Annotated in this window: 11 protein-coding genes; 7 read left to right on the forward strand and 4 right to left on the reverse strand. The window is 47.4% G+C overall.

The window, feature by feature from the left end; all coding sequences use genetic code 11:
* Positions 1 to 97: 97 nt before the first annotated feature.
* A complete protein-coding gene (locus tag FC96_RS10560) occupies positions 98 to 2,077 on the reverse strand; it encodes an ABC transporter ATP-binding protein/permease (protein ID WP_056942973.1) in 1,980 nt (659 codons plus the stop codon).
* Positions 2,078 to 2,266: 189 nt separating this feature from the next.
* On the opposite strand from FC96_RS10560, the gene FC96_RS10565 reads away from it, so the two are divergent.
* Genes FC96_RS10565 through FC96_RS10575 form a run of 3 tightly spaced genes read left to right on the forward strand, consistent with a single transcriptional unit; the run spans position 2,267 to position 4,260 of the window.
* The gene (locus FC96_RS10565) at positions 2,267 to 3,574 is read left to right on the forward strand and encodes a Y-family DNA polymerase (RefSeq protein ID WP_056942974.1); all 1,308 of its coding nucleotides are present in this window, start codon (positions 2,267 to 2,269) and stop codon (positions 3,572 to 3,574) included.
* Positions 3,567 to 3,887 (forward strand): hypothetical protein, encoded by a 321-nt coding sequence (locus FC96_RS10570; protein ID WP_056942975.1) that lies wholly within the window; start codon positions 3,567 to 3,569, stop codon positions 3,885 to 3,887. The genes FC96_RS10565 and FC96_RS10570 overlap by 8 nt, the downstream gene beginning before the upstream one ends.
* A complete protein-coding gene (locus tag FC96_RS10575; protein WP_235804760.1) occupies positions 3,877 to 4,260 on the forward strand; it encodes a hypothetical protein in 384 nt (127 codons plus the stop codon). The genes FC96_RS10570 and FC96_RS10575 overlap by 11 nt, the downstream gene beginning before the upstream one ends.
* Here FC96_RS10575 and FC96_RS10580 read toward each other — a convergent pair.
* Together FC96_RS10580 and FC96_RS10585 are read right to left on the reverse strand one after the other, a co-directional pair.
* Positions 4,257 to 5,213 carry an alcohol dehydrogenase catalytic domain-containing protein gene (locus tag FC96_RS10580; protein ID WP_054659853.1) on the reverse strand — a complete coding sequence of 319 codons (957 nt, stop codon included), beginning with the start codon at positions 5,211 to 5,213 and terminating at the stop codon, positions 4,257 to 4,259. The genes FC96_RS10575 and FC96_RS10580 overlap by 4 nt on opposite strands.
* Positions 5,214 to 5,232: 19 nt before the next feature.
* Positions 5,233 to 6,213, reverse strand: coding sequence for an aldo/keto reductase (locus FC96_RS10585; protein ID WP_056942977.1), 981 nt, complete (start codon positions 6,211 to 6,213; stop codon positions 5,233 to 5,235).
* A gap of 871 nt (positions 6,214 to 7,084) precedes the next feature.
* Between FC96_RS10585 and FC96_RS10590 the strand changes: the two genes are divergently transcribed.
* The 4 genes from FC96_RS10590 to FC96_RS10605 all read left to right on the forward strand — a co-directional run bounded on the left by FC96_RS10590 (position 7,085) and on the right by FC96_RS10605 (position 14,934).
* Positions 7,085 to 8,662: a peptide ABC transporter substrate-binding protein gene (locus FC96_RS10590; protein WP_338055569.1), complete on the forward strand. Its 1,578-nt coding sequence runs from the start codon at positions 7,085 to 7,087 to the stop codon at positions 8,660 to 8,662.
* Between the two features lie 113 nt (positions 8,663 to 8,775).
* On the forward strand, positions 8,776 to 10,038 hold the full coding sequence (locus tag FC96_RS10595; RefSeq protein ID WP_056942997.1) for a metal-dependent hydrolase family protein: 1,263 nt from the start codon (positions 8,776 to 8,778) through the stop codon (positions 10,036 to 10,038).
* 613 nt (positions 10,039 to 10,651) lie between these two features.
* Positions 10,652 to 12,805, forward strand: a complete 2,154-nt coding sequence (locus FC96_RS10600; RefSeq protein WP_056942979.1) for an ATP-dependent Clp protease ATP-binding subunit — start codon at positions 10,652 to 10,654, stop codon at positions 12,803 to 12,805.
* Positions 12,806 to 13,155: 350 nt separating this feature from the next.
* Positions 13,156 to 14,934: a hypothetical protein gene (locus tag FC96_RS10605; RefSeq protein ID WP_056942980.1), complete on the forward strand. Its 1,779-nt coding sequence runs from the start codon at positions 13,156 to 13,158 to the stop codon at positions 14,932 to 14,934.
* Between the two features lie 268 nt (positions 14,935 to 15,202).
* Here FC96_RS10605 and FC96_RS10610 read toward each other — a convergent pair whose 3' ends face one another.
* Positions 15,203 to 16,573: a glutamate--cysteine ligase gene (locus FC96_RS10610; protein WP_056942981.1), complete on the reverse strand. Its 1,371-nt coding sequence runs from the start codon at positions 16,571 to 16,573 to the stop codon at positions 15,203 to 15,205.
* Between the last annotated feature and the right edge of the window lie 77 nt (positions 16,574 to 16,650).

The raw sequence follows: 16,650 nt of genomic DNA on the forward strand, positions 1-16,650 counted from the left end.
GACTGATTATGTGAAAAATCAAACAATAACGTTCGATGCCCACTAAAAAATCCCCCCAGCATCATGCTGAAGGGATTAGCGTTGTTAAAATTAAGGGTTAATCGGCAGAAAGGGCGTCGATTGGGTTCAGCCGTGAAGCCCGCCGTGCTGGTAATAGCGCAGCTAGGAAAGCGATGATCAAGGCAATGACAAACGTGCCAATCACATTACCAGGAGTGATTTGAACCATGTTGTACTTCACGATACCGTACAGCATACTGTTCAATCCACTACCAATTAGCCAGGTCACGACTACTGCAAGAACAGCACTAAAGACACCAATTAGGAGTGACTCAGCAGTGAAGAGACGTCGGATATCCTTCTTCCGTTCACCCAACGCCCGCAAGATTCCGATTTCTTTGGTTCGTTCAGAAACGGACATGTACATGGTGACGATGATCATGAGCGCGGAGACCACTAGCGAAATGCCAGCGATTGCAGCGAGAACAATCGAGGCAATCTGAACGTATTGGTTGACGGTGTCTAGAATGTCACCAACCGTCGTTGCGCCAAATAGATACTTGCCGTTATCTTTCAGGTTCCGAATATCTTCCGCAGCTTTTTTAACTTTCGTGGCACTCGATGCGTTAACTGACACAAAGTTCGCATCAGTGACCGCGTGACTGCGTTCCAAGAGGCGGCGCATCGTGGTGTAGTTGGTCCCAACAATTGAGTTTCCTTGCCCACCACTTGTAATTCCAACAACCTTAACCTTACCGTGAACTTGAACGGGGCGGTTGTTTTTAGTCACAGTGGCTAACGTTAACGAGACCGTTTTACCTAGGGCTTTCTTGTAGTCGCTACCGACAAGGTTGATGGCTTGGTTCTTATCAATAGCAATTTCGTTATTACCTGGTTTATGACCAGACTTAACGGTGTCTGATGCGTAGGCTTTTGTCCACGTTTGGAAGTTAGAGCCCGTCACGTTTTTCTTGTTGTAAGCTAATGTGAAGTTACTGAATTGGTAACCCGCTTCAACACTATCTACATTTTTAACGGTGTTCAATTTTTTAAGTTTAGTATCGCTGATTAACAGCTTTTGAGGTTGATTAGCGTACTGACTCATCTTCTGCTGCAACTGGGTTGACGAGAGGTGTTTTCCGGTCGGGTTATTAATGACGGTAATTGAGGTCGGATTGATCATCGAACTGATCTGGTCTTGGATGAAGGCGTTAACCCCGTTTCCTAACCCGGTGAATAACATGACTGCGAACAGTCCAATGGCGGTCCCAATCATAATGATAGAATTTCGCCAGAAGTTATACATCAAGTGTTGAAAGGCGTTTTTATAGCTTGCCGTTGCTGAGAGCGGCTTGGATTTAAATGCCGGTTGGGGTTGCGCGACGTCGTAAGCGGGCCGAACGCGCATGTCATCGTTGATCTTACCATCCACTAACTGCACGATTCGGGTCCCGTGGTCAGCCACGTCTTGGGAGTGGGTGACGGCGATGACGAGCTTGCCGTCAGCGGCGATGCCCTTTAAGATTTCGAGGACCTCAGCCGTATTCACAGAATCAAGCGCTCCGGTTGGTTCATCAGCAATGATGATTTCAGGGTCGCTGGCGAGGGCCCGGGCAATGGCCACCCGTTGCTTTTGCCCACCGGATAACTGGTTCGGGTGTTTCTTAAGTTGATCACCAAGACCAACTTTTGTCAGCAGTTCTTCAGCGCGCTTACGTCGGTCACCACTGTTTAACGTGGTCATGTTTAACGAAACCATGACGTTGTCGACAATGTTGAGGTGTGAAATGAGGTTATAGGCTTGATAGATATAGCCGATGGTTCCCCGACGATAATCGTCTAGCTGTTTTTGTTTTTTATGATCAAGCTTGGTGCCGTCAATCATGACATCCCCTTCGAAGTTACGATCGAGACCGCCAATAATGTTCATTAAGGTCGATTTACCACCACCGGATTCACCAAGAATAGAAACGAATTCACCGAGTTCAAAGTTCAGATCAATGCCCTTTAGAACTGGAAATTCTTCTTGCCCGAGGTAGTAGGACTTGTGAATGTTGTGTAATTCTAAAAATGCCAATGTGGTACCTCCCTAGAATTTCTGTTAAACCTTGCAACCTGCTAACTATAATGTATGTGTTATACCACGTCAACCGTAAATCCGGCGACTTAGTTAAATCATGAGAAATGCGGTAAATGAGTCTTGACCGGCCGAACAAATGTTTGTATTATGATTATAAACAAACACATGTTCGGGTGGTGAAGTAAGATGGATTATGATTATAAAAAGGAACCTCGCGGCGTCTTTTTCTTAATCGACAACAAATCGTTTTACGCGAGTGTGGAAGCTGTGATGCGCGGCTTGAATCCGCTAAAGGTGGCGTTGGTCGTGATGAGTGAACAGGAGAACACGAATGGTGGCCTGATTTTAGCCACGTCACCGGAGGCTAAAAAATTGTTTCACCTTCAGGCCAATGTGTCGCGTCAACGGGATTTACCGCAGGACTCCCGGTTAAAAGTGGTCCCGCCCCGAATGAACCTATATATTCAGCGCAACCTGCAAATCAATAATATTTTTCGGCGGTTCGTGGCCGATGAGGATCTCTGGTCCTACTCAATTGATGAATCAATTCTAGATTTGACCCACTCGTGGCGATTGTTCGGGGACTCACCCCGGGAGGTCGCCCAACTAATTCAGCATACGGTGCGCAAGGAATTGGGGTTGTACACCACCATTGGCATTGGTGACAACCCGGTTCAAGCAAAGATTGCCTTAGACATTTACGCGAAGCACACACCGACCTTCATCAGTGAGATTCACTATGAGACCGTGGCGGACAAAATTTGGACGGTGCCCGACATGACCGACATTTGGAGTATTGCCCATCGAACAGCTGCCCACCTGAACCGGATGGGCATTCATAACATGAAAGAACTGGCTCACGCGAACCCGTTTTATCTGCGAAGTGAAATGGGAATCGTAGGGACCCAACTTTTTGCGATTGCATGGGGCGTTGATCGGACGCAACTTAGTCGCCGGCCCCGAGTCAAGGAGGCTAGTATTGGTAACTCGCAGGTGTTACCAAGGGATTACCGGGACCAACAAGAGATTGAAACGGTCATTAAGGAAATCGGAGAACAAGTGGCTTCGCGGCTGCGACACCACCATAAGCAAGCGGGGTGCTTGTCGCTGGGCATTGGGTTTTCGTACGCGGCCAGCGAGGCAGATGGTCGTGATGGGTTTAGTCAATCCATTAAAATTGATGCGACGGATAGCAACGTTGCCATTGTCCGACAGCTCATCCAATTATTTCGCAAACATTGGGAGGGTCAAACTGTTAGGAACGTTGCGGTTTATACGTCGCGGCTCAACACGAAACAGGGGCAGCAGCTCACGTTATTTACCAATCCGGAACGACAGATTAAAGACGCTAATTTTGAGGGAATCGTCGATCAGATTCGCGACCGGTTTGGTTTTAAGGCGCTGATTTACGCCAGCAGTTTGCTGCGCGGCGGTACGGCCGTCCAACGGGCATCGTTAGTTGGGGGCCATAATGGAGGAAATGCGTATGAATAATGATCTGAAGCTTATCGAAGAGCGAATCACGATGCTGTTCAAACGCCGGTCGAAAACCCGCTATTGGTTACAGGTCGTAGACGATCCCTATGATCGGACTTATAACTTCTTTTTTAATAGTCAACGGAAATGGGAACGGCAAAAGTCGGTGCCCCTACACACAATTGCCCAACACGACCTTAGCTATCTGGAAACAATCATTGTGGCGCTTCAATCGTTCACCCAACTCACAATTCAATATGATGGCTTCACCGGCCAGCGATGGCCGTCGTCGTTTCAGCTGATTCAACGAAAGCGGCATCATGATGAATGAAAGCGACTATGAATACGATCCTAAAATGGTCCAAATCTTTTTTGAACGATACTACCAAGACCGCGGCATGGTGAAATGGCAGGGCTACTACCTATCTGATCATACCGCAGCGTTAAAAAAAGAGGCTCATGAACTGGCGAAGCGGTATCCGCCTAAGTCTCATCAGAGCCTCGAAAAAAGGGCTAGCATATTGGCCGAAGCCTACGCTAATCATAAAACTGTGAGTATTCAACTTGATACACTGGACCTCAACGGTAACTTTCAACCAGATCTAGTGGGGAAATTACTGGGCTATCATGAGGATACCCTCTTTTTAGATAACGAACAGTTCGTCAGCCTCAGTGAAATTCGCCACGTGACGTTGCTGGATTAAGGGGTGAGTACGATGCGATGCCCATGGTCAGTGCCAGATTCAAGCGCATCATGAGCCCAGGGGGCGTCTTTAAAGGATTTGATCAACAAAGTGTCATCCAAGAGTTGGCCGTCAGCAAATTGGTGGTTTAACTGCTCGGCTGCTCGCTGCAACTGAACAGTGGTTGCATGGCTAATAACAAAGCCGTTAATGTGTTTAAGCGCCATGTAAAAAGCGGGACCATCAAAGGTGAAAGGTCGATCAGCCGGCGCCGTAATGAGGGTGACCTCGCCACCCTGAGTCAGTACTGTTAAATTGGCGTTTAACGCAATGCGCCCCGAAGTATCAATGGCGTGTTGAACGGGTTCGTCAACGCTGGTTGTGATCGGGTCATGGTAGTCGAAACAACGGTCGCTACCCAATTGCGTGAGCTTGGAAAAATCCCGTGGTGCGCTAGTAGTTAAGACCCGAAGCCCCATGTGATGCGCCAAGCTGACAAGCTTCGTGCCAACATGGCCTGCTGCGCCTTCGATGAGGAGGGTGTTGTTTGGCCCGGCCGCCATGACGTCCCTCAAGACAATACTAGCTGTAGCGGCGGAGTGGACAGCTACGACGAGTTGGTGATGGTCAACGCCTTCAGGCACCGGAAATAGCAGCGGTGCTGGGACGACGACATACTCGGCCGTGGCGCCCATCCGGCCATCATAACCCATGGCATTACTCCAAACAGCTTGGCCGGGGGTAAATGCAGCCACATTTGAAGCCACGACGGTTCCGACAAGGTCGCGGCCAACAATATGGGGTGACGCTAAAGCGGTTTTGAAGCGCCCGTTGCGCACAAATGTATCGACATGGTCAACGGCCACGGCTTCCACCTGAACCAACACTGAATTTGGCACTAGCTGTGGTGCCGGTATCTCACCAGTGGTGATGACGTCAGGTGAGCCAAAGGATTCAAACCAACTGGCTAACAATTATTTTCCTCCTAACCTATTAATCCGGATCAGCGAGTGACTTGCCAGACGTTGTCGCTTTGAATTCGGCGAAAGCGGCGTCAATAACATCGTAGTCCGATGGCGTGAGCGTCACCGTCATCGCTTGGGCGTTAGCTGCAACCTGGGCTGCTTTTTTGGCACCCGGAATCACCACGCTAATGTGAGGGTTAGCCATGTACCAGGCTAAAATGGTCTGGGCCACCGTGGCCTCGTGCGCATCAGCGATGGGCCGGACTTTGTCGATCGCTGCCAAGATGTGGGAATAACGGGGTTCTTGAAAGTCAGCGATCTGGCTGCGGATGTCATCTTCTGGAAAATGAATGTTCTGGTCGTACTTACCCGTTAATAAACCGGAAGCAAGTGGGAAGTACGGTACAAAGCTAATTTGGTGGTCCTTTAAGTATGGGAGTAAGTCGGCACCGTGGTCTTGGTGCAACAGGCTGAATTCGTCTTCAACGACGTCTAAATACCCGTCTGCGTTGGCCGCTTTAACCTGATCGACGCTGAAGTTAGAAACGCCAATCGCCCGGATTTTGCCCTGTTCACGCAAGCGTTGTAAAGCGCCAACTGCTTCGGCCTTTGGGGTGTCTTTGTCAGGAAAATGAATATAGTAAATATCAAGGTAGTCGGTTCCTAAACGTTTGAGACTAGCCTCAACTTGGGCGGTCAGAAATTTTGGATCGTTGTTAATGACTTGTTCGCCACTAGAAAAATCGTGAGCGCCCTTGGTAGCAAGGATAATTTTAGACCGGTCAAAGTCTTTAATGGCTTGACCAACGAGCTCCTCAGAGTGGCCTAAACCATAGACGTAGGCGGTATCAAGTAGCGTAATGCCACTTCGTAACCCCGTTTTGACAATTTCGAGACCAACTTCATCTTTCAAATTTGGAAATAAATTATAACCGCCGACCGCATTGGTACCGAGCCCCAGTGCAGTGGACGTGACGTCTGTGTGGCCAATTGTTACGGATTGTGCCATAATCAAATTCCTCCTTATCACGATTGTGACAATCAACACCATCATTATAGCTGAAAATATCGTGGGTGCCTACGGGTTCAACCGTTTCCTTTTTACAAGGGGCGTGGTAACATATAGGAGAGATATTGACAACAATCATAGGGGACAATCTGGTCCGGATTGGTCGTATCGAGACTTTGAAATCGAGGGGAGGGTTTCACATGCTCGAAGGTTTAATCGGTACTTTAGTTGGGTTAGTTTTGACACCATTAGCATGGTTGGCAAAGCCATTCGCAGTTATTAACTCATTTTTTGGCAACAACGTTAAATAATTGTGCGTGACGGGGATATTTCCCCTTAACCAATAGTTGAAACGTCGGGGGGCGATATGCCGTTGCCCGACGTTTTTTAGTTTGTTTTGAAATTGCGGTTGACAAATAGTTGCCAGCCGATTATAGTGAGTAACATTAAATACCGATGAGAAATCGCTGAGATGATTTAGGGAGTTCGTACTAAGAGGTTTTCAGAGAGCGTCAGGGTCTGCGATGACGCAACGTCTTAGGATGGTAAAGCTAAATTTGAGCGAGGCCGCTTGTTAAGAGCGACTAGGGTGCGCCCGATACAGCGCCAACGTTATGCCGAGTCGACCGGCCGTACGTGAGTGGTTGCAGTGATGCAACAATGAAGGTGGTACCGCGCAAAAGCGTCCTTTCGAAAGTGAGAACTTTCTGAGAGGACGCTTTTTTCGTTGCTAAAAGGGGTCTTGAGTCACTCATCGGTAGTTTGATTAGACAAGGGGTGACAGGGGTTATTCCGTCACAACCAGATATGAGGAGGAGTCGCTATGAATAAACGTAAAGGAACAATCATCATCGCAAGTCTGGCAGTGGGGATGATGGTTGCCTTATTAGGCGGCTGCGCGTCGACTGCGGAAGGATCTGGTGATAAGGCACTCAAGGTGACAATTCCAGGGGAACCCATGACCATTGATCCCAATAAATCAATTGAAACCAATGGTGGTGCGGTTATCGCTCAAATTAGCGAAGGCATTTATCGGCGGGATGCGGATAATAAGGTGGTCCCCGGGGTCGTTGAAAAAATCGTTAAGCCAACCGAGAACGGGACCAAGTACACGTTTACCATTAAAAAGCAGGCGAAGTGGCAAAACGGTAAGCCAGTCACGTCACAGGACTTTGTCACTGCCATGCAGCGAAATGCTGATCCTGCGACTAAGTCCCAGGCAACGACGGATACCCAGTACATTCAAAATTTCACGGCGATTAACGCCGGTAAGATGGATAAGAGCAAACTAGGCGTTCACGCCATTACTAGTCGAACATTTACCATCAAGCTGTCCCGCCCCGTTCCTTATATGGACTACGAGTTTGTTAACTACCGACCATTGAATACGGCCGCCATTAAGAAGTATGGGGCCAAGTACGGGTCGAGCACAAGTACGGTCGTTGCCAACGGGGCCTATACGATTAGCGGCTGGAGCGGTTCCAATGATTCGTGGCACTACACGAAGAACCCGTATTACTGGGATGCCAAGAACGTGAAAATTGCGGATGTTGATGTTCAGGTGGTTAAAGATGATAATACGGCTCAAAACCTGTTCAACGCCGGTTCCGTTGATTTGACCGCTATTAGCGGCCAGTACGTTAAGGCGAACGCCAACAATAAGAACATGGTCGTGACTAAGAACGGTCGTAATAACTACATTTACTTTAATTCAAAGAAAAAAGCACCGGCTAATGAAAATTTCCGGAAAGCGATTAGTATGGTGATCGACCGCAAACAATTGGCCGAAAACGTGCTGCAAGATGGGTCGAGCGCCTCGACCAATATCGTGCCAAAGGATTATGCGACGAACCCGACTAATGGCAAAGACTTCATCGATGAGGTCGGCGACTTGGCACCAACGGATGTTGCCAAGGCCAAGACGTACTGGGCGAAGGCGCAAAAAGAGATTGGTGAAGATAAGGTTAGCCTTGATTTTCTGGTTGATGACATTGACACCGAGAAAAAGATTGCGGAGTACGTTCAAGGAACGGTCCAAAAGAATTTGCCAGGTGTCACGGTTAACATTGAGTCCGTTCCCCATGCCACCCACGTGTCTCGTGACTTTACCACGGACTTTGATATCACAACGGTGGGCTGGGGCCCGGACTATCCAGACGCACAGAATTTCTTGGATGGGATGCAGTCAAGTAACTCAATCAACTTCGCCCACACCAAGGACGCCCAATATGACGCGTTGATGGCGAAGGTTAACGACACAGCGAAGTACACAACGGCGCAACGCTACGAATTTGAAAAGCAAGCCGATCAACGGTTGATGGCCATTGCGGCGGTGGCGCCAACGTTCCAAACGGCGCAAGCGCACCTCGTTTCAAGCAAACTGGGCGGTCTCAAGTGGGATGAATTGGCTAGCGCTGCCGGTCAGTTGCAATACGCTTATTGGAAGTAATCATACAGGCAGGAAAGGTGGTGGTTGACATGTCGTATGCGTTAGTCTCAACACAAGATGATGGTCCGTTACAGTTACGCAAGCTTATTAACTTATTAAAAGGGGAAGATATTATGACAAAAATCAACTACACCAACGCTGCAATTTATAACCACGCTGCTCAAACCTTTGAAACCAATCGGTATATGATCGTGGATACTGATACCGGAAAAATTATCGAAACCGGTGAAGGAAAAGGCCCAGCATCAGTCGATGAAACCGTTGATATGAAGGGAAAATATGTGATGCCCGGTATCATGAACGCCCATACCCATATCACCAGTATTCCGACTTACTGGTGGCATGACGGTGAAGAAGATCGGCATTCTGATTCGCGGGAATTTAACACCATGTACGCCATTCGAAACATGCAAGACGCAATCAATAATGGCATCACATACATTCGAAACGTTGGTGCCGCGTACGATATTGATATGGAAATCCAAAAAATGCAGGAAAAGGGCATGATCGCGGGTCCAAAAGTGATGACATCAGGCCGCGCATTTACCATGACGGGGGGCCATGGCGCCGGGTCCGGTCACGAAGTCGATGGGGTTGACGAGATGATCAAAGGGGTTCGGACGGCTATGAAGAAGGGCGTCGACAACATTAAGCTAATGGTCACCGGGGGCGTTCTAAAAAATGGCGAAACGCCGGATGATATCCAGTTCAACGAAGACGAGGTCCGCGCCGCAGTTGTGGAAGCCCACCATAAAGGCAAAACGGTAGCGGCCCACGTTCAAGGGGCAGAAGGGGTCAAGGAAGCCGCCCGCGTCGGTGTGGATACGGTTGAACACGCCTTTAATATTGATGATGAGACCATCGCCATTTTTAGAGAACACGGAACGACCATTGTACCTACGATGAACGCCATGTACGCGATTTACGAATACGGCGAAAATACGGTGCCAGACTGGGCCCGGCAAAAGGTCATTGTGAACATCGAAAAGCATTTTGCTAGCATCACCAAGGCAGCAGCGGCTGGCATTCCAATCGCCATGGGAACCGATGCCGGCACCCCTTACAACGGATTTGAGAGTGAAAGTGCCTACGAGATACAACTATACGTTGAAAAAGCAGGGATGACCCCGGCTCAGGCCATTGATACAGCAACGATTAACTGCGCGCGGGCCATGCACGTTGAGGCAGAATATGGTGAAATTGCCCCTGGAAAGTACGCTGACTTCATTGCAATGACCGAAGATCCCATCGCGGATATTTCGGTGATCCAACGGGAAAAAGACGTCTACCAAAACGGGGTTAACGTGCATCGGGCGGTGATGACGATTGAAGATCAACAAATGAAGCAGGCCGAAATGCAGGTAGCAGGTCGTTAAAAAACAGGTTAAAATGGCGTCACTAACCCAAGCGTTAGTTGGCGTCATTTTTTGAGTTGATTTTCAGCGATTAATTGAAAACTTCACTCGCCCTAGAGCGTCCTAACGTGGTACTATATAACTGATAATCGATAAGTGTCGGGTCTTGGTCCGAAAAATCGGTTACCAATTCTAGGTCAGATTGGGGGGCTCATAATGATCGAAGGTATTATTGGAACGGTTGTTGGGTTAGTACTCACACCATTGGCATGGCTTGCAAAGCCATTTGCAGTTTTTGATTCAGTATTTGGCTACAACGTTAAGTAATAGTGACTAAATGCGATGAGTCGGGTGATAATCCGGCTCTTTTTTTGTGTCGTAATACCGGGATTATGACAACCAAATGAATTTTCCAATAAATTAGCACTCGAGTTGACCGAGTGCTAAAAACGTGATATAGTATAAAGTGTCGATAGGGGAACAGCCCAACGAAACAAGGTTGTTCATGCTGATCGCGTCTACAATTTAATAGCACCATCAGCAGACACCCGATACGACAGTTGACGGTGTTTTTTTGTTGAGCTGAAGTTTAAGCTAACAAAAAACCCGAATTAAATGACAGGGGGCCTATAATATGGCAAGTTTTAACAATGATTCATTCTTCGGTAACAACATGGATGATTTCTTTAATCAAGTCTTTCGCCAGATGGGCGACGGTAATCGTTCGACAGCTCGCTACATGGTGAACGGCCATGAACTGACGCCTGACGAATTCGCCCAGTACCGTACGACTGGTAAATTACCAGATCGTGAACATGAGATTGAAGTAACTGAAAATGGTGACCACGCCGTTAAAAAGGGTGGTATTTTAGAGAAACTCGGCCGGAACTTAACCCAAGAAGCACGTGATGGGCTATTAGATCCAGTCATTGGCCGGGATAAGGAAGTTCAGGAAACGGCTGAAATTTTGAGCCGTCGCATTAAGAATAACCCGGTTTTAGTTGGTGATGCTGGGGTTGGAAAAACAGCTGTTGTTGAAGGCTTAGCGCAAGCAATTACAGCTGGTAAGGTTCCAGAAGCCGTTAAGAATAAGGAAATTTACGCCATCGACCTCTCCAATTTGGAAGCGGGAACCCAGTACCGTGGGTCGTTTGAAGAAAATATCAAAAACCTCGTCCAAGAAGTTAAGGCGGCGGGCAACGTTATTTTGTTCTTTGATGAAATTCACCAGATCTTGGGGATCGGTTCAACTGGTGGTGAAGATGGCGGTAAAGGACTGGCGGACATCATTAAGCCAGCACTTTCGCGTGGCGACCTGACAGTGATTGGGGCCACGACGCAGGATGAATACCGCAATACGATTATGAAGGATACGGCCCTAGCACGGCGGTTCAATGAAGTCGTAATTAACGAACCAACAGCCGATGATACGTTCAAAATCCTACAAGGCATCAAGGGATTGTACGAAAAGCATCATCACGTCACGTTGCCAGATGATGCGTTACGAGCAGCGGTAGACTATTCCGTTCAGTATATGCCACAACGGACGTTACCTGATAAGGCGATTGACCTTGTTGATATGACGGCGGCTCACTTGGCTGCCCACGTTTCAGGGGATGATGTCGCTAGCTTGAAGGATCAACTTACGGCTGCTAAGAAGGAAAAGGATGCAGCTGTTAAACGTGAAGATTTTGAACAAGCGGCAGTGGCCAAGACCAAGATTGAAAAATTAGAGACGCAGTTGAAGACGACATCTGACGACACTGAGACGGTTGTTGCGACGCCAAACGACGTGGCCAAGTCCGTTGAACGGTTGACTGGCATTCCGGTTTCCAATATGGGAGAAAATGACATTCAACGATTAAAGGGCATTGCTGATCGACTAAAAGGTAAGGTCATTGGGCAAGATGAAGCGGTTGATATGGTGGCAAAAGCCATTCGCCGAAATCGGGCTGGCTTTTCCGAAGGTAATCAGCCAATTGGCAGCTTCTTGTTTGTCGGCCCAACGGGGGTCGGAAAGACTGAATTAGCAAAGCAGTTGGCCCTCGACCTCTTCGGCAACAAGAACGCCATTATTCGGTTGGACATGAGTGAATACAGTGACCGAACAGCGGTTTCAAAATTGATTGGGACTAGCGCTGGATATGTCGGCTATGAAGATAATGGGAACACGTTGACGGAACAAGTTCGGCGAAATCCGTACTCAATTGTCCTATTGGATGAAATTGAAAAGGCAGACCCTCAAGTTTTGACGCTGTTGTTACAAGTCATGGACGACGGTCGCTTAACGGATGGTCAAGGTAACGTGGTCAACTTCAAGAACACTATTATCATTGCCACCTCCAATGCGGGGTTTGGCAACGAAGCCTTAACGGGTGACAAGCCGGCAGAAGCTGATTTGATGACGACTTTAGCCCCGTACTTCCGGCCAGAATTCTTGAATCGGTTTAACGGCATCGTTGAATTTAGTCATTTGACAAAGACCGATTTAAGTCAAATCGTGGATCTGATGTTAGCGGATGTGAACCGGACGTTAGCCAAAAAGGACATTACGTTAACGGTCACAGATGCAGCCAAGGATTACTTGATGGACCAAGGCTATGATGAAGCCATGGGGGCCCGGCCACTACGGCGGGTGATTGAACAGGAAATCCGGGATAAGGTGACTGACTTCTACTTGGATCACCAAGACGTTAAGGCACTCAAAGCGGATTTAGTTGATGACACCATCGTCATTACGGCTGAGCCAATGACGGATGTTAAACAGAATCAGCTTAAAAGGGACTGAGTTATAAGTCTACTTTGACGGGCGGACTAGTGTTAATGACTTAATTGTCCAAGGGTCCAACCTCGCTCGATTGTGTATCAAAATGTAAATAAACCCGATTTCGGCATGCTTGTCGGAATCGGGTTTATTTGCGTTATACTCTGAAATCTCTCGGGGCTTGGCGCCCACTATTTTTATCGAGAGCATCAACCGGCTTTTATTTACACGCCTATACCGGCCAGGATCAGGTGGTGCTAAACGACAATCTTAAAAATCAAAAAAATATAGACGAACTTCCAAAAGTGGCGTATGATAATTTTGTTTCATATTAAATAGTAATTATTACTATTTAGAAAATGGAGGAGATTTTTTTGAATAAGCGAGTTCTGGCGCTATCAACAGCTGCATTGTTAGGTGTTAGCCTGTATACAGGGGAGATAGTTGCTCAAGCAAATTCGGTCAGTTCTACAAAAGTCGAGCAGCAAACGGATACTCATGAGGGATTGATCTTCGCATTACAAAATGGTGCTCCGGCGTCATATGGGAAAGATCTGACAGTTAAGGTTTTTGACGGCTCCCGATTGGTCACGACTAAGCAAATCACCAAAACAGACTCGGACTATCCAAAATTAGAGAATTCCGGCGTGTCTTTATCGACAAAGGACGGCCTAGTGAAGGGGCATTCGTACCAACTGAAACTATTTGCCGGTCAGCAAGAAATGAAAGTTATCGCTGGTCACTTTGAATTTGGAAAAGCGGCTAACATGACTTTTTCAGTTGATGCTCAAGCCTTTTTGACCGGGAAACGAACGTTTAGAATTGTTGACGCCAAAACGGGTAAACCCATTGATGCAAAGGTAACAGCTATTCCAAACTTATCAGAAGGTGTTCAGGATAATCAAAAGATTACAAAGCACACTGACAGTCACGGTCTGATGACGATTTCAACGGAAGACCCGTCATTTATTAGAGGTGTCATCTATCATTTTGATATCGCCGGCTATGAACAGGCCAGCGAATTAAACTTTAATTTGATTGGTGGTGAAAAGGATAGCCAGATTGAGACAATTAAAGTCAACCCAGCAAAAGTTAGCGGTGATACCAATAAGCAATCCCAGTTTAAAGCGCTAACAGCTCAGTTTAGTGCAGATAAGAAAAGGATTGAACTGAGTGGGACGCCTAACGCCGCGGTTAATCTTTATGCCGTTAGCAATGGTAACCACCTGGGTGACGGTGGGTTAAAACTGGACGGGAATGGTCACTTAAACCTCAACTTAAATGATGAGGCAAAGTGGATGGAATTCACGAGTTTTGATTTTACCGCGAAAGGGTCATTTGAAGTTTTTAGCTATAAAGATCCAATAAAGGACACGCCGTTGAAAGAAAGAGTCGCCGTCTTGATGGATGGCGGCACTGCATCTGAGGCAAAAGACGGCTTTTTAATTAATGATATTAAGCCAATTCCCAATCAAGAAATAACGGGTAAGGCCGCTAAAAACGCTGACCTTTCAATTATTTACTTGGGTAATGAAGGGCTACCGCACGACTACAATGTTAAGGCGGACAAAGATGGAAAATGGACGTTGCGGATGGATCATCAAGATGATGATGACGCGGCAACTCTTAAGAATGGCGATTTAATTGTCGTTTCAAATGGCCAAAATTACGTTGAGAAAATCGTTGGCCAAGAGACCCTTAAAAACCCGACTCTTAATCCGGGAAACGTTAATAGTGGTCAATCACAGAGTCGCGATGTCACTTCTAGAAATATTGGCGTGCCAACGGAGGTAGGAAAAGCGAGCGAAAAGCCAGTTTCAAGCGCTGTTAATGTAAGCCCCGATAATAAGCCTCAAACTAAACCGGCCAATCATCAGAAAAATAGTAAGAAGTTGGCCGCACGAGGGTTGACGCTAACTTCCACTAGAAAGATCAAACATCGAAAAATAATCAAAGTCGCTGGTAAACGCCGCTTTTATAAGAACTATCACCTAAGTAAATGGGTGAAAGTTCGGACTAAGAAACACTTTTTAGTCACTCGAGAACTTGTTTTCCAGAAAAAAGGGCGTCAGGTTAAGTACTTCCAGATTAAGGATAAAAATAATAAAAAATACATCGTTTTTGCTGGGTACGCTAAAACGATTGCTGAATAGCCAAAAAGCATCGATCAACTGCTTATTAGCAAAAGGCTAACCCTCAGTACCGCGTTAGTTGACGGGCCTCACCAGCTTTAGAAATGGCCGATTATCCACTCCAAAAAATGTGTGACAACGCTCTGGAGATGCCAGAGAATCAAATTAATAAACCCGATTTCGGCGCACTTGTCGGAATCGGGTTTATTGGTTGATATGGTCGGAATCTGAGGTAAGGCTGAATTCTTGCACAATGGACGCCGATTAGGTCATCGTTTCTTTCTGACGGTTATTGGAGGCCCGAATCAGGCATCCAGCTGCCACTGAAAAGTTCCGCTTTCAGTTCCTCCGCTGACAAGTTGCGTTTGTTATTAAACCCCTTAAACGGCCGAATAGTCTGAAGTGCCGAGTCTTGATATCGCTTGGCTCGTTTTAAGGCATACGCCGCCAACGAGTTATGGGACACGTGGGTCATCAAGCGGGCGCTGAGGGTGTTGAAAGGATTATCGACCCGTTCTTCGAGGTCTTGAATCTCTTCTTGGTACTCGGGACCCAGTTGAATTTGGTTGGCGTAACGTTCCAGCCGTTGAAGCATGGCCCGAGCGGCCGCTTCATATTGACAGTGCGCGTCCGGTTGTTCAATTGCCACGTTTTCGTTCATTTCATCGGCACGAGTCATCACCTTTTCAACTTCCTCTGGATGAAGCGCAGGCGTCATGACGAAGTAACTGGCGAGTAGGCGGATGAATCGCAAGGTGTTGGTCCGAACGCCCACAGAGCTGCTAGGGTCGAGGTCCAACATTCTTAATTCAAGATACTTAACCCCGGTTTTCGGCAAATCACTGAGATTCTGATTTCCCTTAAAGCGAACGGCCCCATGGAATTCATAGTCCGAAATGAGGGTGCCGTCCTTGGCGCCTTGTTCAATTCTGGCAACGTAGCGCTGGACGTTAGTGTAATCGCCCTTAAACTTAGTTCCGAAGCCGTGCGAGCTTTGGCGGATGCTACGAACGGGGTGGTCAGGTGCCTCGCCCTTATTAAAGTAACCGGCCTCCGCAATCGGACTTGCGCCGAATAGATAGGTAATAAGCCAACGGTAACGCAGAAAACCTTGTGCAATGATGGCATAGAGGTAGTTTTCCAATTCAACCCGGTCTGGAAACCGATCCTGCATGTGCTCATAGACCATTTCAAAAACGTGGTCGTCAATGCTTAAGTTAATGTGTGCACCACAGGGCGTACCAGCCGAAAAGCCGTGCCGTTTGACCCATTCTTTTAGGTAGGCCTCTTTTTTTGGCCCCATTTTGGCCAAGGGAATCTGCGACTTATCCTCGGGTAACCTCGGTGGCATGGATAGTGGCCAAAGCAGTTCTCCAGGGGATAAGGCCGCCCGTAACGCATTATTCAAGCTATATAGGTAGTGCATGGCATCCAGTGCATGACTAGCGGCTGGCGTCACCACTTCTGACATGGTCTCTAAGAAGTCGTTGGTAATCCACGGGTTGGTCTGTTCATCGCCCGCAGCAGCTGGGTAGGGTTCGCGACTCAGCTCACCAGTCTCGTCCACCCGCTGCATTTCGATTTCAAGTCCCATATTGAAATCTTGCGTTTTAGCGACAGATTCGTTATCAAAAATGAGTTGGCCAATTTCACTAAACATGAGACCGCCTCCTTTAAATAAATTATAATCGGGTTAAAAATGATTAAGGTGATTTTAACATATGAATTAGTAGAGTC

This window comes from Secundilactobacillus kimchicus JCM 15530 (genome assembly GCF_001433995.1).
GTDB classification, from domain to species: Bacteria; Bacillota; Bacilli; order Lactobacillales; family Lactobacillaceae; genus Secundilactobacillus; species Secundilactobacillus kimchicus.